Source organism: Pseudomonas monteilii, assembly GCA_001534745.1.
In the GTDB taxonomy this organism is placed as follows: domain Bacteria; phylum Pseudomonadota; class Gammaproteobacteria; order Pseudomonadales; family Pseudomonadaceae; genus Aquipseudomonas; species Aquipseudomonas alabamensis.
Genome location: CP013997.1, coordinates 3,832,868 through 3,854,244, shown reverse-complemented (window position 1 = coordinate 3,854,244; position 21,377 = coordinate 3,832,868). Strand labels below are relative to the sequence as shown.

The window sequence follows — 21,377 nt, the reverse complement described above, 5'->3', positions numbered from 1 at the left end:
ACCTGTCGATCGGGCCGGATGGATCGTTTCCAGCATGGACGTTCGGCGCGCACTGTAGGGCGTGAAGACCGTCGAATCAACAGGCGGATCGGGCCTGTACGCCGGGCGCCGGGCGGATTCGAACGACGACGAATTCAAGAGGCGCGGCAGCCGTCAACTATTGTGGAAGGGCAGGCGAGACGGGGCCCGGGAGGCACTGCCGCGCAAGCGCTGTGAGGGGGCCGGTTTTGCCCGCCGTGCGGATGGCCCCGCACTGGCGAGGCCCACCTTGGCCGCCCAGGCTCAGCCGCGATCGCCTCCCAGGTGTCCATATTTATGGCCACGATGGCCTGCGCCAACGCGCAGACGATCGGCCATAAATTTTTTGTTACCGACTCAGGAAACAGCGTCGGCCGGTGACACGATGCTGGTCTTCGCGCCCCGCGAACGCCCCGAACTCAGGTAGGCCGCGATGGACTCCTGGGTGACCTCGCCCAGGAACACCTGCTCGGCATCAAGCACCGGCAGCCAGGCGCGGTTGAACTCGTACATGCGCGACAACAGGATGCGCAGGTGCTCTTCGTGGGAGGCCGTGGCGTTGAACGGACGCAGGAAGTCGGCGCAGCTGCCTTGCTGGCGATGCATGTCGCGGCGACGCACGTAGCCCAAGGCCTTGTTGGCGGCATCGGTCACCACCACGTAGCGACGGTCGTGCTCGTCGAGCAGTTCCAGCGCCTCGGCCACCGGTGTCTCGGGGCTGACCGACGGGGCATTGTCGGCGGCGTCCTCGGCCTTGACCAGCAGCAGGCGCTTGAGGGTACTGTCCTGGCCGACGAAGCTGCTCACGAACTCGTCGGCCGGGTGCGCGAGCAGGGTGTCGGGATGATCGAGCTGCAACAGCTTGCCCGCCCGGAAGATGGCGATCTTGTCGCCCAGCTTGATGGCCTCGTCGATGTCGTGGCTGACCATGATCACGGTCTTGTTCAAGGCCCGCTGCATCTCGAAGAACTCGTTCTGGATCATTTCCCGGTTGATCGGGTCGACCGCGCCGAAGGGCTCGTCCATCAGCAGCACCGGGGCGTCGGCCGCCAGCGCGCGGATCACGCCGATGCGCTGCTGCTGGCCGCCGGACAGTTCACGCGGGTAGCGCTGCAGGTACTGCTTGGGTTCGAGCTTGATCATGCTCATCAGCTCGCGGGCACGGTCATGGCAGCGCTGCTTGTCCCAGCCCAGCAGGCGCGGCACCACGGTGATGTTCTCTTCGATGGTCATGTTGGGGAACAGGCCGATCTGCTGGATCACGTAGCCGATGTGCCGACGCAGGGTCACCTCGTCCAGGCCCGTGGTGTCTTCGCCATTGATGAACACCTGGCCCGAGGTGGGGGTGATCAGGCGGTTGATCATTTTCAGCGTGGTGCTCTTGCCACAGCCCGAAGGCCCCAGGAACACGCAGATCTCGCCTTCGTTGACGGTCAGGCTGACCGAATCGACGGCCTTGATCTGCTTGCCGTTGGCGGTGAAGGTCTTGCTGAGGTTCTTCAGTTCGATCATGAGCGCAGTCCTTCTGGAGTCAGGGCACGTTGCAAGGTTTGCAGGAGCAGGTCGGCGACGATGGCCAGCAGGCTGACCAGCACGGCGCCCACGAGCAGCATCGACATGTCGCTGCGGCTGATGGAGGTGAGGATGAGCACGCCCAGGCCGCCGGCACCGATGGTCGCGGCGATGGTCATCACGCCGATGTTCATCACCACGGCGGTGCGCACGCCGGCCAGGATCACCGGTACGGCGATGGGCAGCTCGACCATGCGCAGGCGCTGGCCGAAAGTCATGCCGATGCCCCGCGCCGCTTCACGGATGCCTGGCTCGACGCTGGTCAGGGCCAGGTAGGTGTTGCGCAGGATCGGCAGCAGCGAGTAGAGGAACACCGCAGTGATCGCTGGCAGCGGGCCCAGGCCCTGACCGAACTTGGAATAGAACGGCAGCAGCAGGCCGAACAGGGCGATGGAAGGGATGGTCAGCAGCACGGTGGCACAGGCCTGTACCGGGCCGGCCACGGCCGGGAAGCGCGTCATCAGGATGCCCAGCGGCACGCCGAAGAGAATCGCCAGGCCCACCGCGACACCGACCAGGGTCAGGTGCTGCAAGGTCAGCTGCAGCACCAAGGCCCAATCGAGGTGGCTGAAGGTATCGAGCAGACTCATGGCTTCACCTCGCCGAAGGCATGTTCACGCAGGAAGGCCGCTGCCACGCGGCTCGGGCTCTGGTGCTCGACGTCGATGCTCGCGTTGAGCGTGCGCATGGTCTGGTCGTCGAGCGCGGCGGCCAGGGGCTCGAGCAGCGTCGCCAGTTGCGGATGGGCCTTGAGCACTTCGGTGCGCAGCACCGGGGCGGCAGTGTAGTCGGGGAAGTAGTGCCGGTCGTCTTCGAGCAGCTTGAGGTGGAACGCGTTCAGACGGCCGTCGGTGGTGTAGACCAGCCCCGCGAAGACTTGGTTGTTGCGCATCGCGGTGTAGACCAGCCCTGTGTCCATCTGGCGGATGTTGCGCCGGTCCAGCGGCATGTCGTAGAGCTCGCGCAGACCGACCAGGCCGTCGGGGCGGTTGGCGAACTCGGTGTCCAGGGCGACCAGGTGGTGGCGCTCGGACTCGTCGCGCAGCACGCGGGTCAGGTCGCTGATGCTGTCGATCTGCGGATACGCCTGGGCCACGTTCTGCGGCAGGCCCAAGGCGTAGGTGTTGCTGAATTTCGACGGTGCCAGCCAGGTCAGGCCCTTCTGCGCATCGAGCTGCTTGACCTTGGCATAGGTAGCCTCGGGGTTGGGCATGCGCTCGTCGATGTGGTTGTAGGAGACCAGCGACACGCCGGTGTATTCCCACAGCATGTCGAGCTGCCCGGTTTCCTGGGCCTGGCGTGCGATGTTGCTGCCCAGACCCGAGGTGATGCGCACGTCGAAGCCGTTGGCGCGCAGGTACTGCGCGGTGATTTCAGCCAGGATGGTCTGCTCGGTGAACACGCGGGCGCCGATGCGGATCAGCGGTTTCTGTGCGGCCTGGGCAACGTTTGCCCACAGCAAGGCCGCGCCCAGGGTAATGGCGATCAATCGTTTCATGACAATCCTCGTTTAGTGGGCCAGGCCGCGTTCCAGCCAGCGTTTGCTGGAGGCGCTCACCAGCACATCGAGCAACAGCGCCAGCAGCGCGGTGCAGGCGGCGCCGAGCAGCAGTTGAGGCTGATTGTTCAGGGCGATGCCGGGGAAGATCAGGCTGCCCAGGCTGTTGGCACCGATCAGGAACGACAGCGGCGCGGTGCCGACATTCAGCGCCAGGGCCACCCGTACGCCACCGACGATGATGGGCATGGCATTGGGCATCTCGACTTGCCAGAGTTGCTGGCGCGGGGTCATGCCGATGCCGGTGGCGGCTTCCTTGAGCGAGGCGGGGACGTTCTTCAGGCCTTCGAAGGTGTTGCGCACGATCGGCAGCAGCGAGGCGAGGAACAGGGCGAAGATCGCAGGGCCGGCGCCGATGCCCAGCACGCTGAGGGCAATGGCCAGAACGGCCAGGGGAGGGATGGTGTTGCCTACGTTGAAGAACTGCATGAAGCGCTCGGCCTTGTCGACCCTGTGCGGTCGACTCAAGGCAATGCCGGCGGGGATCCCCACCACCAACGCCGCGGCCATCGAGGCCAGCACCAGCACAAGATGCGCTTGCAGGTAGAAACCCAGATCGTCCCGGTAGCGGGTGATCGTATCGATGCCGATCCAGTGGATCAGCAGGGCCAGGATGACGAGCACGGCGGCCCATCCCATCAGCCCCTTTCCGTAGCGTCTAGCCACAGGTGGACTCCTTTGTCAGATCGGCGAACGCACTGCCCTGCAGGCCGGCCACGGTGGGCGGCGGGTCGTGGGTTCGCGAGTAGCAGCGTGGCGCCAGCGAGCGGCGGCGGATCACGCCATGAGCCAAGCCTCGTCAGGCTTGTGAAGCAGGTACTGCCAGCCCTGGCACGCCGTGAGCGGCAGGGGAGTGGACGTCTCCGAAGAGGGCAAAGGTTTACACGTCAGCGGGCATTTGGCTAGCGTTAATCCACTACTCACTTCGAAGATCGGCAGGAAAAACAAGTCTCTTTGTCGCTTCAAGCCAGTGAAAACACTGCCTTTGCAGGGTTTTCTGGCAGGTGCAGGGGGAGAGACGTACGGCGAGGGGTATTGACGAGCATGGCTTTGGTCTGGCCGCGAGATCGGGTATCATACCGCCCCTTTTTCGAAGACCCAGTCAGGCGATTTCCCATGACCCAACAGGCCGCCGAAGTCGCGAAGCGCCGCACTTTCGCCATTATTTCCCACCCCGACGCCGGTAAGACCACCATCACCGAGAAGCTCTTGCTGATGGGCAAGGCCATTGCCGTCGCCGGTACCGTGAAGTCGCGCAAGTCCGACCGCCACGCCACCTCCGACTGGATGGAAATGGAAAAGCAGCGGGGCATCTCCATCACCACCTCGGTGATGCAGTTCCCCTACCGCGAGCAGATGATCAACCTGCTCGACACGCCCGGTCACGAAGACTTCTCGGAAGACACCTACCGCACCCTGACCGCTGTCGACTCGGCCCTGATGGTGCTGGACGGTGGTAAGGGCGTCGAGCCACGGACCATCGCCCTGATGGACGTCTGCCGCCTGCGCGACACGCCGATCGTCAGCTTCATCAACAAGCTCGACCGCGACATCCGCGACCCGATCGAACTGCTCGACGAGATCGAGGCGGTGCTGAAGATCAAGGCCGCGCCGATCACCTGGCCGATCGGTTGTTACCGGGATTTCAAGGGCGTCTATCACCTGACCGGCGACTACATCATCGTCTACACCCCAGGTCACGGTCACGAACGCACCGAAACCAAGATCATCGAGAAGCTCGACTCCGACGAAGCGCGCGCGCACCTGGGCGATCAGTACGACAGCTTCGTCGAGCAGCTGGAGCTGGTCCAGGGCGCCTGCCATGAGTTCAACCAGGACGAGTTCATCAATGGCCAGCTGACGCCGGTGTTCTTCGGCACGGCATTGGGCAACTTCGGTGTGGACCATGTACTCGACGCGGTGGTGGACTGGGCGCCGCGCCCGTTGGGCCGTGTGGCCAACGAGCGGACCGTCGAGCCAACCGAAGAGAAGTTCACCGGCTTCGTGTTCAAGATCCAGGCGAACATGGACCCCAAGCACCGCGACCGTATCGCCTTCATGCGCATCTGCTCGGGCAAGTACGAGAAGGGCATGAAGATGCGCCACGTGCGGCTGAACAAGGACCTGCGCATCGGCGATGCGTTGACCTTCTTCTCGTCCGAGCGCGAACAGCTCGAGGAAGCCTACGCCGGCGACATCATCGGCCTGCACAACCACGGCACCATCCAGATCGGTGACACCTTCAGCGAAGGCGAAGCACTGGGCTTCACCGGTATCCCGCACTTCGCGCCGGAGCTGTTCCGCCGGGTGCGCCTGAAGGACCCGCTCAAGTCCAAGCAGCTGCGCCAGGGCTTGCAGCAGCTGGCCGAAGAAGGCGCGACCCAGGTGTTCTTCCCCGAGCGCAGCAACGACATCATCCTGGGCGCCGTCGGCGTGCTGCAGTTCGATGTGGTCGCCAGCCGCCTGAAGGAAGAGTACAAGGTCGAGTGCGCCTACGAGCCGATCACCGTCTGGTCGGCCCGCTGGATCACCTGCAATGACAAGAAGATGCTCGAGGACTTCAAGGTCAAGGCCATGGAGAACCTGGCCATCGACGGCGGCGGTCACCTGACCTACCTGGCACCGACCCGGGTGAACCTGTCGCTGATGGAAGAGCGCTGGCCAGACGTCAACTTCCGCGCAACGCGCGAGCACCATTGAGTGATCGCCGGCTATCGTGACGATCGCGGTGGCCGGTCGCGACCGCGATTGGCCTTCAAGCTGAACGCTCATGACACCCCCACCTGTGGGAGTCCGCCCGCCGCCTTGGCGCCGCGCTGTCGCGCAGAGAACATGGCGATAGCTGGCAGGATCCGGAGCTTTATTGCTGATCGATTTAGGGCCGCTTTGCGGCCCATCGCGGCACAGGGGCCGCTCCTACACCCGTAGCCCCACCGCGGGGTTGCAGGCTATCGCGGTCACCTGTGGGAGCGGCCCCAGTGCCGCGATTGGGCCCGCAGGGCCCACAAAACCCTAAAAATTATTTCCTTTTAAATCGACAAGCTATTTTTGTTCTATAGGGGCTGGCTTGCGCGTGATGCAGCCACACCCGCTCTACGCCAGCGCTTCCAGCCCACTAGCCCGCCCCGCCACAGACGTCACTGCTTCTCCTTCTTCTCAAAGCGCCTTTCCCGGGCCGTCTTGCAGAAAACCGTACCCCTCCCCAAGACATCCGGCATTTTGCATGATGCCGTTTCGACCCTCTTTCTCTAACGCATTGAAATCCCTGGATTTAATGTTTTGACACAGTTGGCATGCCCCGTGCACAGACCCCTTTGCGAACGGATTTGTTGCTCACTAAAAAAGGCGCCACTCACTATGATCACTTCTGCCGATTACCCATCTGCCGTCTCCGACGGCAACCGCTCGGGCGTGTCCTGGGCAGCCATCTTCGCTGGTGCGGCTGCTGCGGCCTCGCTGTCGTTGATCCTTGTCATCCTGGGCACGGGCCTTGGCTTTGCCGCCATGTCGCCGTGGGCCAATGAGGGCGCCAGCGCGAAAGCCCTGGGTATCTCCACGATCGTCTGGTTGTTGATCACGCAAATCCTGTCGTCGGGCCTGGGTGGCTATGTCGCCGGGCGTCTGCGTGTGAAGTGGGCCAACCTGCACGGCGATGAAGTGTATTTCCGTGATACCGCACATGGTTTCCTGTCGTGGGCCGTTTCCACGCTGGTCGCCGCCATGCTGATCATCAGCGCTGCCGGTAACGTCATCGGCGCAGGTGCCCAAGCCGGCGCCTCGGTCGTAGGTGGGGTCGCTTCCGGCGCCAGTGCTGCCGTTGGCGCTGCTGCCGACAACGATGGCCGTGGCAGCAACCCGATGGGTTACTTCGTCGACAGCCTGTTCCGCAGCGAAGGTCCAAGCGGCGTGAGCGAAGATGCCGCCAACGGCGTCGCCAACCGTATCTTCACCAAGGCCCTGGCCGGTGATGGCACCCTGAACGTCGACGACCGCGCCTACCTGGCCCAGATGGTCGCCCAGCGCACCCGCCTGACCCAGGCCGAAGCCGAAGCCCGCGTCGACCAGGTCTACGCTCAGGCTCGTCAAGCCGCCGAAGACGCCAAGCGCACCGCTCAGGAAGCTGCCGACGCCGCTGCCAAGACCGCTGCCTGGACTGCCCTGTGGACCTTCATCGCCATGCTGTGCGGCGCCTTCTTCGCCAGCATCGCTGCGCTGTTCGGTGGTCGTCAGCGTGACTCGGCTCGTTGGATCGAGACCGATGACCGTCGCACCGTGACCAATGCAACGATCCGCTAACTGACCCTATCCGTTCATCGAACAAGGAGAAACGATTATGCGCTCACTTCTGTTGTGGTTCCTCGGCGTGCCGATCCCAGTGATCATCCTGATCGCGATCTTCATGCACTGATCTGATTCAGGGGCATGAACGAAAACGCCGTCATCTCAGATGACGGCGTTTTTGTTTGCGTGCGTTGAGGCGTGACTAAAGGAACTGCTCGGCATAGTGACAAGCCACCTGCCGCTGATCCACCGTGCGCAACGCCGGTACCTCGGCAACGCAGCGCTGCGTGGCGTAGGGGCAGCGTTTATGGAAAGTGCACCCGGACGGTGGGTTCAGCGGGTTGGGCAGCTCGCCGGCGATGCGGATCTTCGGTTTGGCCGGATCCGGATGGATCGAGGGCGTGGCCGACAGCAGCGCCTGGGTGTAGGGGTGCAGCGGTCGTTCGTAGATGCGCTGCTTGTCGCCCATCTCGACCGGGGCACCCAGGTACATCACCAGCACGTCATCGGCCACGTGGCGCACCACCGCCAGGTTGTGCGAGATGAACACGTAGGCGGTGTGGTACTCGCGCTGCAAGTCCATGAACAGGTTCAGCACCTGCGCCTGGATGGACACGTCCAGCGCCGAGGTCGGTTCGTCGGCCACCAGGACCTTGGGTTGCAGCATCATTGCCCGGGCCAGGGCGATCCGCTGGCGCTGGCCGCCGGAGAACATGTGCGGGTAGCGCTGGTAATGCTCGGGACGCAGGCCGACCTGCTCCATCATCCGCTGTACACGCTCGCGGCGTTCGGCCTTGCTCAACGACGTGTTGATCAGCAGCGGTTCGGCCAACTGGTCGCCGATCTTCTGCCGAGGGTTGAGCGAGGCGTAGGGGCTCTGGAACACCATCTGCACGTCGCGGCGCAGTTGCTTGCGTTCGGCCTTGTCAGCACCCTTGACCTCCAGGCCGTCGATGCGCAACGAGCCGGAGGTGGGTTCTTCGATCAGCGTCAGGGCGCGGGCCAGGGTCGACTTGCCGCAGCCGGACTCGCCGACCACCGCCAGGGTCTTGCCGGCTTCCAGTTCGAACGACACCCCGTTGAGCGCACGCACGTGCGCCGACCCCTTGAAGAGGCCGCGGGACACTTCGTAATGGCGCGTCAGGTCACGCGCAGTCAGGACCACGGTCATCACGCCACCTCCTGGTTGAGCGGGTAGAAGCAGCGCGCCAGGCTCTGCGCCTTGGGGTCGAGGGCCGGCCGCTGCTGGCGGCAGTTGTCGCGCACGTAGGGGCAGCGCGGTGACAGCAGGCAGCCGCTGGGTCGGTCGTAGCGTCCGGGCACGATGCCCGGCAAGGTGGCCAGGCGTTCGGCACCGAGGCTGTGCTCGGGAATCGCCGCCAGCAGCGCTTCGGTGTAGGGGTGGGCCGGGACGTCGAACAGCTCCGGCACCTGGCCGACCTCGACCGCTTGGCCGGCGTACATCACGCACACCCGCTTGGCCGTCTCGGCGACCACGGCCAGGTCGTGGGTGATGAGGATCAGCGCCATGTCCTGGGCCTTCTGCAGGTTCACCAGCAGCTCCATGATCTGCGCCTGGATGGTCACGTCGAGCGCCGTGGTCGGCTCGTCGGCGATCAGCAGGCGCGGTTCGCCCGCGATGGCCATGGCGATGGCCACCCGTTGGCTCATGCCGCCGGACAGCTGGTGCGGGTAGGCGTCGAGGCGGCTTTCGGGGGCGGGGATTTCCACCTTCTGCAGCAGCTCCAGGGCCCGCTGACGGGCCGCCCGGCCCTTGAGGCCCAGGTGCTGGCGCAACACCTCCTCGATCTGGAAGCCCACGGTGTAGCTGGGGTTGAGCGCGGTCATCGGGTCCTGGAAGACCATGGCGATGTCCTTGCCGATGATCTTGCGCCGCTGTCGGGCGCTCAGGCCGAGCATGTCGGTGCCGTCGAAGCGCAGGGTGTCGGCGGTGACGCGCCCGGGCGCCTCGATCAGCCCCATCAGGGCCATCATGGTCACCGACTTGCCAGAGCCGGACTCACCGACGATGGCCAGGATTTCACCGGCCGACACGCTCAGGTCGAGGCCGTCGACCACAGGCGTGGCGTTGGCGTCGCCGAATCGCACCGCCAGGTTGTTGATCTGTAGAAGTGACATGGCGTGGTCCTCAGGCGGCGTTCTTGAGTTTGGGGTCGAGGGCGTCACGCAGCCCATCGCCCATCAGGTTGATCGCCAGCACGCTGAGCAGGATGGTCAGGCCCGGCAGGCTCACCACCCACCAGGCGCGCTCGATGTAGTCACGGGCCGAAGCCAGCATGGTGCCCCATTCCGGCGTGGGGGGTTGCACACCAAGGCCGAGGAAACCCAGGGCCGCGGCGTCGAGGATCGCCGAGGAAAAGCTCAGCGTGGCCTGGACGATCAGCGGCGCCATGCAGTTGGGCAGCACGGTCACGAACATCAGCCGTGGCAGGCTGGCGCCGGCCAGGCGTGCGGCGGTGACGTAGTCGCGGTTGAGCTCGCCCATCACCGCGGCGCGGGTCAGCCGCACGTAGGACGGCAGCGAGACGATGGCGATGGCGATCACCGTGTTGATCAGGCCAGGGCCGAGAATGGCCACCACGGCGACCGCCAGCAGCAGCGACGGCAGTGCCAGCATCACGTCCATCATGCGCATGATCGAGGGGCCGAGCAGGCGTGGGAAAAAGCCGGCCAGCAAGCCCATGAAGATGCCAGGGATCAGCGACAGCACCACCGAGGACAGGCCGATCAGCAGCGACAGGCGCGCACCATGGATCAGCCGCGACAGCAGGTCGCGGCCCAGTTCGTCGGTGCCCAGCAAGTACTGCAGGCTGCCACCTTCGAGCCAGGCCGGTGGGGTGAGCAGCGCTTCACGGTACTGCTCGCTCGGGTCATGGGGGGCGACCCAAGGGGCGAACAGCGCACAGAAGACGATCAGGCAGACGAAGGCCAGGCCCATCACCGCGCCCTTGTTGCGCGAGAAGGCGTGCCAGAACTCCTTGAGCGGAGAAGGGTAGAGCAGGCTCTGGTCGAGGCTGCCGTTCGGGGAAGTCGATGTTGCGTCGTTCACGACAGGATTCACCATGATCGGGCCTCAGCGCTGATGACGGATGCGGGGGTTGGCCAGCCCGTAGAGGATGTCCACCACGAAGTTGACCAGGATCACCAGGCAGGCGATGAGCAGAATGCCGTTCTGTACCACGGGGTAGTCACGTGCGCCGATGGCCTCGATCAGCCACTTGCCGATACCCGGCCAGGAGAAGATCGTCTCGGTCAGCACGGCCCCGGCGAGCAAGGCGCCGACTTGCAGGCCGAGCACCGTCAGCACTGGAATCAGCGCGTTGCGCAGGCCGTGGATGAACACCACGCGCGCGGGCGACAGGCCCTTGGCGCGTGCGGTACGGATGTAGTCCTCGCGCAGCACCTCGAGCATCGACGAGCGGGTCATGCGGGCGATGACCGCCAAGGGGATGGTGCCCAGCACGATCGCCGGCAGGATTAGGTGCATCACGGCGTCCTTGAACGCGCCTTCCTCGTCGCTGAGCAGGGTGTCGATCAGCATCAGCCCGGTCTTGGGCTCGATGTCGTAGAGCAGGTCGATGCGCCCGGACACTGGGGTCCAGCCCAGGCTGACCGAGAAGAACATGATCAGGATCAGGCCCCACCAGAAGATCGGCATGGAGTACCCGGCCAGCGAGATGCCCATCACCCCGTGGTCGAGCAGCGAACCGCGCTTGAGCGCGGCGATCACCCCGGCCAGGATCCCCACCACGGCCGCGAACAGCAGGGCCGCCAGGGCCAGCTCCAGGGTGGCCGGGAACAGCGTGGTGAACTCGCTCCAGACGCTCTCGCGGGTACGCAGCGACTCACCCAGGTCGCCGTGGGCCAGCTTGCCGATGTAGTCCAGGTACTGGACGGGCAGGGGCTTGTCCAGGCCCAGGCGCTGCATGGCTTCGGCATGCATCTGCGGGTCGACCCGGCGCTCGCCCATCATCACTTCCACCGGGTCGCCCGGAATCAGCCGTATGAGGGCGAAGGTCAGCAGCGTGATGCCGAAGAAGGTCGGAATCAGCAGCCCGATGCGTCGGGCAATAAAACTCAACATGGTCGCACGTCACCTCATCAGCGGTCAGGCGGTGCCGTCGGCTTCGTGAGCCGACGGTCGTGATTGTTCTACTCCACCAGGGTAGTGGCGAAGTTGTTGCTGGTCAGCGGGTTGACCTGATAGCCCTGCACGTTGGCGCGCATGGCGACGAATACCCGGGGGTGCGCCACCGCCAGCCACGGCTGTTGCGCATCGTACACCGCCAGGGCCTGGCTATAGAGTGTCGCCCGCTCCTGTTCGTTGCTTACCTGACGCGCGCGGCTGATCAGCGCCTGGAATCGGCTGTCGCACCAGCGTGCGTAGTTCTCCCCGGACGCGGCCGCGTCGCAGCTGAGCAGCGGGCTGAGGAAATTGTCCGGATCCCCGTTGTCGCTGGCCCAGCCCGTGGCCACCAGGTCGGCCTCGCCGCGCTTGGCACGACGCAGCATCTCGGCCCACTCCATCACCCGGATGTCGAGCTTCAACCCGACTTTGGCCAGATCGGCCTGGAGCATTTCGGCGGACAACCGGGGATTGGGGTTGGTCGGACCACCGCCGTTGCGGGTGAACAGCGTGAAGGTCGTACCTTCCGGCACCCCAGCCTGTGCGAGCAGGGCCCGGGCGGCGGCCGGATCGTAGGCCGGGCTGCGGTTGTCGGTGTTGTAGCCCAGCATGCTGGCGGGGTAGGGGTTGACCGCCACCTGGGCGTTGCCCTGGCCGAACAGTTGCGCGACGTGGCGTTGGCGGTCGAAGGCCAGGTTCAACGCGCGGCGTACGCGCACGTCGTTCAGGTAGCGATGCTGGGTGTTGAGGGCGATGTAGCCGGTGACCAGCGCGTCGTTCTCGGCGACCTTGAGCAAGGGGTCGGCCTTGATCGCCGGGACGTCGTCCGGCTTGGGGTGCAGCGCGATCTGGCATTCGTTGGCACGCAGCTTTTGCAGGCGCACGTTGTTGTCCGGGGTGATGGCGAAGATCAGCGCGTCGGCCGGTGGCTTGCCCCGGAAGTACGCGGGGTTGGGCTTGTAGCGGACCTGGGCGTCCTTGTTGTAGCGCTGGAAGATGAACGGCCCGGTGCCGATCGGCTTGCTATTGAGCGCCTGGGTCTGACCAGCGGCCAGCAGCTGGTCGGCGTATTCGGCCGAGTAGATCGAGGCGAAGGCCATGGCCAGGTTGCGCAGGAAGGGCGCATCGGGCCGGTTCAGGGTGAACACCACCGTATGGGCATCGGTCTTCTCCACCGAGCGGATCAGGTCACGCAGCGCCATGCTTTCGAAATAGGGATAGCCGACGCTGGTCTTGTCATGCCAGGGATGAGCGGGGTCGAGCTGGCGCCTGAAACTCCACAGCACATCGTCGGCCTCGAGTTCGCGGGTCGGGCTGAAGTAGTCGGTCCGGTGGAAGGCCACGCCACGGCGCAGATGGAACGTATAGGTGAGCCCATCGGGGCTGATGTCCCAGCGCTCGGCGAGTGCGGGCTCGATCTCGGTGGTGCCGGGCGCGAACCTGACCAGACGATCGAAGAGTGTCTCCGCCACGGCGTCGGCAGTGACCGCCGTCGTGTACTGGACCATGTCGAACCCTTCCGGGCTGGCCTCGGTGCAGACCACCAAGGGCTTGGCGGCCAGGCTGCCGGCCATGCCCAGGGCTACGGTCGCCAGAACGATCCGGCGCATGCATGCATTCATGAAACCTCCTGCGGTGAAGGATGGGGCATGGCCGTCACGCGGCAAACGTCGCGCGACGGCCCGTGCTCACAGGATGTCGAACGGCACCGTCGTGACCAGACGGAACTCGTCGAGGCTGCCATCGGCCTGGCCTCGGCTGGCGCGGTGGGCGGTGTAGGTGGCACGCACCGTGGTGTTCTTCAGTGCGCCCGATTGCACGGCATAGGTAGCGCCCACGCTCCACTCGGTGTGGTGCTCGCCGTCCATGCCCCTGACATCGTAGCCGGTGCCCTTGTAATGCGTGCCGTCGATGCCCCAGCCGCGTGCGGTATAGGCATTGAGCTTGAGCCCGGGCACGCCGTACGGAGCCAGGTCCAGGACATAGGAGAACTGCAGCGACTTCTCGTTCGGCCCGTTGTAGTCGGAGAACAGCGAGTTGGCCAGGTAGATGCCGTTGGTTTCGTTCAGGTAGTCGAAGTATTCGTCGCCCAGCACCTGCTGCCAGGCCAGGCCGAAGGTATGCGCCTGGTAGGCCAGCGAGAAGTCCAGGCTGTAGGTGTCATTGTCGATCGGCCCCAGGACGCGGCGCCCTTCGTCGACCGTCTTGTAATACTTCAAGGTGGTGACCAGACTCCAGTCGTCGCCATCGGTGAGCGCATGGCTGGCGTCGAAGTAGTACTGGTTCCAGAAGTCCTCGACCTTGGCGGCGAACAGGCTGGTGCTCAGCGCGGCAGTGGGGCGGTAGTTGACGCCAAACAGGCTGACCCGATCGGTTTCGACGCCGATCGCGGCGTATTCGCTGCGGAAACCGCGCAGGCCTTGCTCGGTACGCGGCGAGACCCGGTCGAAGGTGCCCAGCTCGAAGGACAACTGCTCGAACTCGCTGCTGTTGAGGCTGACCCCCTGGAAGCTCGACGGCAGGGCACGGTTGCCGATCGTGGCCAGCACCGGCGTGTCGATCGCCTGTCGCCCGGCAGTCAGCGTGGTGTTGGAAATCCGTGCCTTGACGTTGGCAAGACCCGCCTTGCTCCATTGGTCCACTACCTCGCCGTCGCGGTGCGTCAGCGTGCGGTTGTTGGGGCCGGTGACCTTGGCGCGTCCGCGCTCCAGCGCCACGGCGTTGTACAGCGCCGCCTCGACCGCGATCCCGACGGTGCCCTGCGTGAAGCCCGAGCCGTAGTCCAGCACGGTGCCCTGGACCCAGTTGGTGCGCGAGTGGGTCTCCCGGCGGCTGCCATCGCCTGCCGTGTAGCGCCATAGCGCACCGCGCGTCGAATGCTCACGGGCGTACCAGTTGCGTGTGGTGCCGGACAGGTGCTGGCCCTCGAAAAAGCCTTCGGCGCCCGCTTGCGCGCTGTCGGCCTTGCGCTCGAGGGGGAAGACGGCGCTGTCGTTCGCCTGGGCCTGGCCGAGGCAGACGCCCAGGCAAAGCGTCGCCACGACGGGTAGGGAATGTCTCATGTTCGAAGCTCCTTGGTGGTTCTCGTTATGTCCGGCCCATGCAGGCCGGGTGTGCTGCGGTGAAGCCATGCCGTCGACGGCGCCCTCCCCAGGACGCACCTTCCCCGTGGAGGCCCTGTGGCCCCCTTGACGAAAAAGGCTTTACTCGAGGTCGACGGCGAAGAAATCGTTGCGCCCGAACGGGCTGACCTTGAACCCCTTGACCCGGGTACTGAGGGGTTGATGAACCGTGGAATGGGCGATGGGCGTGATCGGCACGTGCTGCTTGAGCAGCCGTTGGGCCTGCTGGTAGAGCGGCGTGCGTTGCGTCCGCTCGGTGACGCTGCGCGCCTGGGTGATCAGCGCGTCGTACTCGGCATCGCACCAGCGGGCATAGTTGTTGCCGCCGACGGCCGCGCAGCCGAAGAGCGTGCCCAGCCAGTTGTCCGGATCGCCGTTGTCACCCGTCCAGCCGATCAGCGCGATGTCGTGCTCGCCGTTCTTCAGCCGTTTGACGTACTCGCCCCATTCGTAGCTGACGATGCGTACTTTGAGCCCGACCTTGGCCCAGTCGGCCTGGAGCATTTCGGCCATCAGCCGGGCGTTGGGGTTGTAGGGGCGCTGCACGGGCATGGCCCACAGGGTGAATTCGCGGTCCGGTGTGATCCCGGCCTGTTCGAGCAGCACCTTGGCCCGGTCCGGGTCGTAGGGTGCATCCTGGAGGCTGGCGTCGTAGGACCACTGGGTCGGCGGCATGGCATTGACCGCCACCTGGCCTGCCTCCTGGAACACGGCGTCGATGATCGCCTGCTTGTTGACGGCCATGTCCAGGGCCTGGCGTACCTGCACCTGGTCGAACGGCGCACGCTGGGTGTTGTAGGCCAGAAAACCGAGGTTGAAGCCTGGCGCCGTCATCACCGTCACCCCTGGGGCCTGCTCGAGCGACGGTAGGTCCGCCGGGCGTGGGTTGAGCGTGACCTGGCACTCGTTGCGCTTGAGTTTCTGCAGCCGCACCGCCGGGTCGACGTTGATCGAGAACACCAGCTTGTCGACATTGCCTTGCCCGGCTTTCCAGTAGCGGGGGTTGGCCACGTAGCGAACCTGCGCATCCTTCTGGTAGCGCTGGAAGACGAATGGCCCCGTGCCGATCGGCTTGTGGTTGAGGTCGCTGGGGCGGCCCGTGCGCAGCAACTGGTCGGCGTATTCGGCCGACAGGATCGAGGCGAAGCTCATGGCCAGGTTCTGCAGGAAGGCCGCATCGACTTGGGCCAGAGTGAACACCACCGTGTGCGGGCCGGTCTTCTCGACGCGGGCGATGTTGCGGTCCAGGCCCATGCTGACGAAATACGGAAATTCCGTGGGGTAGGCCTGGCGGAAGGGGTGCTGTCTGTCCCGCATGCGCTCGAAGGTGAACAGCACGTCGTCGGCGTCGAACGGTCGGCTGGGCGTGAAGTAGGGCGTCGTGTGCCAGTGCACGTCGTCGCGCAGGTGGAAGGTGTAGCGCAGGCCGTCGGGCGACACCTCCCAGCGTCGGGCCAGCGCGGGCTCGACCGCAGTGCCGCCGCGCTCGAACTCCACCAGGCGGTTGTAGATCGGTTGGGCCGCGTCATTGTCGGTGGCCGTCGTGTGCTGCGCGGTGTCGAAACCGGCAGGGCTGCCTTCGGAACAGAACACCAGCGTGCGAGCCTGGCTGGTCGACGCATGGATCAGCAGGGTCAGGCCGAGCAGGCAGCCTGCGAGGGGGCGAAGGTGCATGGTGAAGGTCCTCCTTGTCGGTTCGGAGCAGCGGGCTGGCCAACGCGCGGCAGCAGAGGGCCGTTCCTGACGTTAGGGACGTCAGGAAGGCGGAGGTAGAGTCCGTTGCCTTTTCTGTCAGGGAAATTTCCCAAGCTGTGTTGGGACGTTGCCTTGATGGGGCCTGCCAGGTGCGGTCAGGCCCCGCCATGCGTCACTTGCGGATGCCGACCCCGTAGAAGGAGTTGAGGCTGAAGGGGCTGATCTTGAAGCCCTCTACCTTGGCGCTCATGGGCTGATACACCGTGGAGTGGGCGATCGGCGTGATCGGTACCTGTTCTTTGAGGATGTGCTGGGCTTTCTGGTACAGCTCGACACGCTTGGCCTGGTCGGAGGTAGCCTTGGCTTGCTTGATCAGGTCGTCGTAGGGCTTGTAGCACCACTTCGAGAAGTTGTTGCCGTTGATCGCATCGCAGCCGTACAGGGTACCCAACCAGTTGTCCGGGTCACCGTTGTCGCCGCTCCAGCCGATCAGCATGGCGCCTTGTTCTCCGCCCTTGGAGCGCTTGATGTACTCACCCCATTCGTAACTGACGATCTTGGCCTTGATCCCGATCTTGGCCCAGTCGGACTGAAGCATTTCGGCCATCAGTCTGGCATTGGGGTTGTACGGGCGCTGCACCGGCATGGCCCACAGGGTGATTTCGGTCCCTTCCTTGATGCCGGCCTCCTTGAGCAGGGCCTTGGCTTTCTCGGGGTCGTACGGCGTCCCCTTGATGCTGTCGTCATAGGACCACTGGGTCGGTGGCATGGCATTGACCGCCGACTGGCCGGCACCCTGGTAGACCGACTCGATGATCTTCTGCTTGTCCACGGCCATGTCCAGCGCCTGGCGGACTTCCAGCTTGGCCAGGGGATTGGGTTCGTTGCTGCCCTTGACCTTGTCCATCACGTTGTAGGCGATGTAGCCCAGGTTGAAGCCTGCCTGGTGCGGCATCTGCAGGCTCTTGTCGGCCTTGAGCGGCTCGATGTCGGCAGGCCGCGGGAACAAAGTGACCTGGCACTCGCCCTTCTTCAGCTTCTGCATGCGCACCGAGGCATCGGTGGTGATGGCGAAGATCAGGTTGTCCAGCTTCACGTCCTCGGGCTTCCAGTACTGCGTGTTGCCCTTGTAGCGGATGGTCGAATCCTTCTGGTAACGGCTGAACACGAACGGGCCGGTGCCGATCGGCTTCTGGTTGATGTCGGCCGGCCGGCCTTCGTCGAGCAGGCGTTGCGCGTATTCGGCGGACTGGATCGAGGCGAAGCTCATGGCCAGGTTCTGGATGAAGGCGGCATCGACCTGGGCGAGGGTGAAGCGGACCGTATGGGCATCGAGCTTCTCGAGCTTGGCGATGTTCTTGTCCATCCCCATGTCGGTGAAGTAGGGGAACTCGGTGGGGTAGGCCTTGCGGAACGGATGCTGCTTGTCGAGCATGCGGTTGAAGGTGAACAGCACGTCGTCGGCGTCGAAGTCACGGGTCGGGGTGAAGTAGTCGGTGGTGTGGAACTTCACGCCTTCGCGCAGGTGGAAGGTGTACACCAGGCCATCGTCCGAGACCTCCCAGCGGGTCGCCAGGCCCGGAATCACGGCGGTGCCGCCGCGCTCGAAATGGGTCAGGCGGTTGAACAGGGGCTCGGCCGAGGCATCGAAGTCGGTTCCGGTGGTGTATTGCCCGGGGTCGAACCCGGCAGGGCTGCCCTCGGAGCAGAACACCAGGTTGGTAGCAGCCTGCACCGAGGAAGCACCAGCGAGCAGGCTGGCGCCGACCAGAAGCGGGATGACGGCGTGTTTGAGCATGAAGGCCTCGTTCTTGTCATAGTCGGGAGGACCGGTTCAAGCACCGGTTTTTCCATACTTGGACAAGGGTCATCGAGAACGCAACCGGCGGAACGCGCAGAAGGGGACAGTTGGGAACTTGAATGCAAGTGAATGTCGCATTCATGAAAGTTGCCGCCTGTTGATAACCGATTTGCTGCAGAACGCAGCCTTTTAAAGTTATTTCGAAATAAAAAAGGCAATAGGAGATTTCCTATATGAATAGAGAAATCTCCTGTTTTTCAGAAGAAATAACGCCCTCTTGGGTCGGTTGCGCTTCCTTCTGTGCTGAAGCGTCAGGGTACCTGCACTTCGATGGTCCCTTCGGCCGTCATGTTCACTTCGCTGGTGCCCGCCTCCACGTCGGGGGTGGCGGTCGAATCGGCTGCCATGGCTTTCATGGCCATCGGTGCGCTGCGCAGATAGGGTTGCGGATACCCGCTGCTGTTCAGGTTCATGTTGACGATCTTGTAGCCGGTACCGCCCAGCGCTTCGGTGGCCATCTGGGCGCGGGCCTTGAAGGCGGCGACCGCATCCTTGAGCAGTTGGTCCTCATTGCCCTTGCGCGTGGCCGGTGCGATGGAGAAGTCCATGCCGCCCATCTTCAGGTCCTGCAGCAGTTCACCGGTCAGCTTGGACAGGGCCGGGAAGTCGGCGCTTTCCAGACGCAGCTCGCCACGTTCGCGCCAGCCAGTGATCTTCTGGCCCTTGTCGTCATAGACCGGGTAGCTGTTGCGGCTGCCCTGGCTGACCTTCACGTCCTTGACCTGGCGCGCCTGCTGCAGGGCCTTGTTCAGGGTCTCGGTGATGCCCTTGGCCAGCTTGCCAGGGTCGGTGTCCTGGGCTTCGCTGTACAGGGTGACGACCATCAGGTCGCGTGGTACGTCCTTGCTGACCTCGGCGCGCAGGGAAATCTGGTTGTAGCGGGGCGCGTCCTCGGCCAGGGCAGGCAGGCTGGCCAGCAGGCCACACGACAGGATCAAGGCGGTGCCGCGACGGGACAGGTGCATGTGAAACTCCTCGAATGGGGCGTGAACAGGGTATCGTTGCACGCATGGCCGATAAGACCGGCCAGCGTGTGCTCGGTTCAGCGACACCCGGGCCGACACTGTCACAAAGTGTGGCGCTTTGCCGCATCGCCGCCGTGCTCCGCGCCGCTTCGGTATACTCCAGCCGATTTTTCTGGAGCACTCATCAGGAGAGCTCATGCTCGCCGCTGCACACCCGTTGTCCGCCAATCGTCAGAACCTCTGGCGTCTGACCCTCATCCGCATCCTGGTGCTGGCGGCCCAGGCCGGTTCGGTGGCCGTGGCCTACTGGACCGAGCTGATGCCACTGCCGTGGCTGTCGCTGAGCATCACCCTGGCGCTGTCGTCGCTGCTGTGCGCCTTCACCGCTCTGCGCCTGCGCCTGTCGTTGCCGGTCACCGAGCTGGAGTACGCCCTGCAGCTGGCCTGCGACCTGCTGATCCACAGCGTGCTGCTGTACTACTCGGGCGGTTCGACCAACCCGTTCGTGTCCTACTACCTGGTGCCGCTGGCCATCGCCGCGGTGACCTTGCCGTGGATCTATTCGCTGGTGCTCTCGGGCATCGCGCTGGTGGCCTACAGCCTGCTGCTGGTGCAGTTCTATCCGCTCGAGCACCTGCCGCTGGCCCGCGACACCATGCAGGTCTACGGGATGTGGCTGAGCATCGCCCTGGCCGCCGCGGTGATCACGCTGTTCGCCGCGCGCATGGCCGAGGAGCTGCGCCGCCAGGAGCAATTGCGCAGCGAGCGTCGCGAGGACAGCCTGCGCGACGAGCAGTTGCTGGCCGTGGCCACCCAGGCCGCCGGTGCGGCCCACGAACTGGGCACGCCCCTGGCGACCATGAGCGTGCTGCTCAACGAGATGCGCCAGGACCACACCGACCCGCAGCTGCTCGAAGACCTCGGTGTGCTGCAGGACCAGGTCAAGCTGTGCAAGGAGACCCTGCAGCACCTGGTACGGGCCGCCGAGGCCAACCGCCGCATGGCCGTCGACGAGCAGTCGGTGACCGACTGGATGCGCGAGTCGCTCGATCGCTGGCACCTGATGCGTCCGGAAACCAGTTACCGCTTCCATCGCCTGCGCGAGGGCGAAGCGCCGCGCCTGACGCCGCCGCCCGACCTGACCCAGGCGCTGCTGAACCTGTTGAACAATGCCGCCGATGCCTGCCCGGACAACCTGGACGTGAGCCTGGACTGGGATGCGCACGACATCGTCATCACCATCCGTGACCACGGCCCCGGCGTGCCGCCGGCGATTGCCGAAGCCATCGGCAAGCCGTTCATCACCACCAAGGGCAAGGGTTTCGGCCTGGGCCTGTTCCTGAGCAAGGCCAGCGTGACGCGTGCGGGCGGCTCGGTGAAACTCTATAGTCATGAGCAGGGTGGCACCCTGACCGAATTGCGTCTGCCGTACGGCACCCGAGGAGAACGTTGATGAGCGAAGAAAACCAGGTGGAAGTCGAAGAGCTGCCGCACCTGCTGCTGGTGGATGACGATGCCACCTTCACCCGCGTCATGGCCCGCGCCATGAGCCGCCGAGGCTTCCGTGTCAGTACGGCCGGCTCGGCCGAAGAAGGTCTGGCGCTGGCCAAGAAGGACCTGCCCGAATACGCCACGCTCGACCTGAAGATGGAAGGCGATTCGGGCTTGGTGTTGCTGCCCAAGCTGCTGGAACTGGACCCGGAGATGCGTGTGCTGATCCTGACCGGCTATTCGAGCATCGCCACGGCGGTCGAGGCGATCAAGCGCGGCGCCTGCAACTACCTGTGCAAGCCGGCCGATGCCGACGACGTGCTGGCGGCGCTGCTGTCCACCCACGCCGACCTGGACTCGCTGGTGCCGGAAAACCCGATGTCGGTCGACCGCTTGCAGTGGGAGCACATCCAGCGCGTGCTGACCGAGCACGATGGCAACATTTCGGCCACGGCGCGTGCCCTGGGCATGCACCGTCGTACCCTCCAGCGCAAGTTGCAGAAGCGACCGGTACGGCGCTGAGCCTGTGTCGCTGCGCTGTACGCGGGGTCGGTTCGGCGTGCGTGTGACCAGGTCGTGAAAGGGTGGCCCGCACCGTTCCGTCGGTCGAAAGGCCGATTTGCCGCAGGAATCTTCCCTTTATTCCGGTCATGACGGGCGCAACGCC

The 21,377-nt window shown here is 64.7% G+C and carries 17 protein-coding genes; 4 read left to right on the top strand and 13 right to left on the bottom strand.

Features of this window, described 5'->3' with window-relative positions:
- Positions 1-375: 375 nt before the first annotated feature.
- Genes APT63_16435 through APT63_16420 form a run of 4 tightly spaced genes read right to left on the bottom strand, consistent with a single transcriptional unit; the run spans position 376 to position 3,814 of the window.
- The gene (locus tag APT63_16435; protein AMA47080.1) at positions 376-1,530 is read right to left on the bottom strand and encodes a glycine/betaine ABC transporter ATP-binding protein; all 1,155 of its coding nucleotides are present in this window, start codon (positions 1,528-1,530) and stop codon (positions 376-378) included.
- Positions 1,527-2,180, bottom strand: coding sequence for a choline ABC transporter permease (locus APT63_16430; GenBank protein ID AMA47079.1), 654 nt, complete (start codon positions 2,178-2,180; stop codon positions 1,527-1,529). The genes APT63_16435 and APT63_16430 overlap by 4 nt, the downstream gene beginning before the upstream one ends.
- Entirely contained in the window at positions 2,177-3,088 is a 912-nt protein-coding gene (locus tag APT63_16425) for a glycine/betaine ABC transporter substrate-binding protein (GenBank protein AMA47078.1), read from the bottom strand. The genes APT63_16430 and APT63_16425 overlap by 4 nt, the downstream gene beginning before the upstream one ends.
- 12 nt (positions 3,089-3,100) lie before the next feature.
- Entirely contained in the window at positions 3,101-3,814 is a 714-nt protein-coding gene (locus tag APT63_16420; protein AMA47077.1) for a glycine/betaine ABC transporter permease, read from the bottom strand.
- Between the two features lie 450 nt (positions 3,815-4,264).
- Here APT63_16420 and prfC point away from each other — a divergent pair, with 450 nt between their 5' ends.
- Positions 4,265-5,848, top strand: a complete 1,584-nt coding sequence (gene prfC / locus APT63_16415) for a peptide chain release factor 3 (protein ID AMA47076.1) — start codon at positions 4,265-4,267, stop codon at positions 5,846-5,848.
- A 657-nt stretch (positions 5,849-6,505) separates the two neighbouring features.
- Positions 6,506-7,444 (top strand): hypothetical protein, encoded by a 939-nt coding sequence (locus tag APT63_16410; protein ID AMA47075.1) that lies wholly within the window; start codon positions 6,506-6,508, stop codon positions 7,442-7,444.
- A 187-nt stretch (positions 7,445-7,631) separates the two neighbouring features.
- Here APT63_16410 and APT63_16405 read toward each other — a convergent pair whose 3' ends face one another.
- The 9 genes from APT63_16405 to APT63_16365 form a co-directional block, all read right to left on the bottom strand.
- Complete coding sequence (locus tag APT63_16405) at positions 7,632-8,600, bottom strand: peptide ABC transporter ATP-binding protein (GenBank protein ID AMA47074.1); 969 nt, start codon at positions 8,598-8,600, stop codon at positions 7,632-7,634.
- Positions 8,600-9,568: a peptide ABC transporter ATP-binding protein gene (gene dppD, locus APT63_16400; GenBank protein AMA47073.1), complete on the bottom strand. Its 969-nt coding sequence runs from the start codon at positions 9,566-9,568 to the stop codon at positions 8,600-8,602. Before dppD ends, APT63_16405 begins: the two co-directional genes overlap by 1 nt.
- A gap of 10 nt (positions 9,569-9,578) precedes the next feature.
- Complete coding sequence (locus tag APT63_16395; protein AMA47072.1) at positions 9,579-10,514, bottom strand: peptide transporter; 936 nt, start codon at positions 10,512-10,514, stop codon at positions 9,579-9,581.
- Positions 10,515-10,523: 9 nt separating this feature from the next.
- Entirely contained in the window at positions 10,524-11,534 is a 1,011-nt protein-coding gene (locus APT63_16390; GenBank protein ID AMA47071.1) for a peptide ABC transporter permease, read from the bottom strand.
- Between the two features lie 68 nt (positions 11,535-11,602).
- The gene (locus APT63_16385) at positions 11,603-13,198 is read right to left on the bottom strand and encodes a peptide ABC transporter substrate-binding protein (GenBank protein AMA47070.1); all 1,596 of its coding nucleotides are present in this window, start codon (positions 13,196-13,198) and stop codon (positions 11,603-11,605) included.
- Between the two features lie 66 nt (positions 13,199-13,264).
- Complete coding sequence (locus tag APT63_16380; protein ID AMA47069.1) at positions 13,265-14,638, bottom strand: porin; 1,374 nt, start codon at positions 14,636-14,638, stop codon at positions 13,265-13,267.
- 141 nt (positions 14,639-14,779) lie between these two features.
- Positions 14,780-16,372 (bottom strand): peptide ABC transporter substrate-binding protein, encoded by a 1,593-nt coding sequence (locus APT63_16375; protein AMA47068.1) that lies wholly within the window; start codon positions 16,370-16,372, stop codon positions 14,780-14,782.
- Positions 16,373-16,565: 193 nt separating this feature from the next.
- Positions 16,566-18,191, bottom strand: coding sequence for a peptide ABC transporter substrate-binding protein (locus APT63_16370; GenBank protein AMA47067.1), 1,626 nt, complete (start codon positions 18,189-18,191; stop codon positions 16,566-16,568).
- A 314-nt stretch (positions 18,192-18,505) separates the two neighbouring features.
- On the bottom strand, positions 18,506-19,219 hold the full coding sequence (locus APT63_16365; GenBank protein ID AMA47066.1) for a hypothetical protein: 714 nt from the start codon (positions 19,217-19,219) through the stop codon (positions 18,506-18,508).
- A gap of 196 nt (positions 19,220-19,415) precedes the next feature.
- On the opposite strand from APT63_16365, the gene APT63_16360 reads away from it, so the two are divergent.
- Positions 19,416-20,672: a histidine kinase gene (locus APT63_16360; GenBank protein AMA47065.1), complete on the top strand. Its 1,257-nt coding sequence runs from the start codon at positions 19,416-19,418 to the stop codon at positions 20,670-20,672.
- Positions 20,672-21,232, top strand: coding sequence for a two-component system response regulator (locus APT63_16355; protein AMA47064.1), 561 nt, complete (start codon positions 20,672-20,674; stop codon positions 21,230-21,232). The genes APT63_16360 and APT63_16355 overlap by 1 nt, the downstream gene beginning before the upstream one ends.
- Positions 21,233-21,377: the final 145 nt, after the last annotated feature.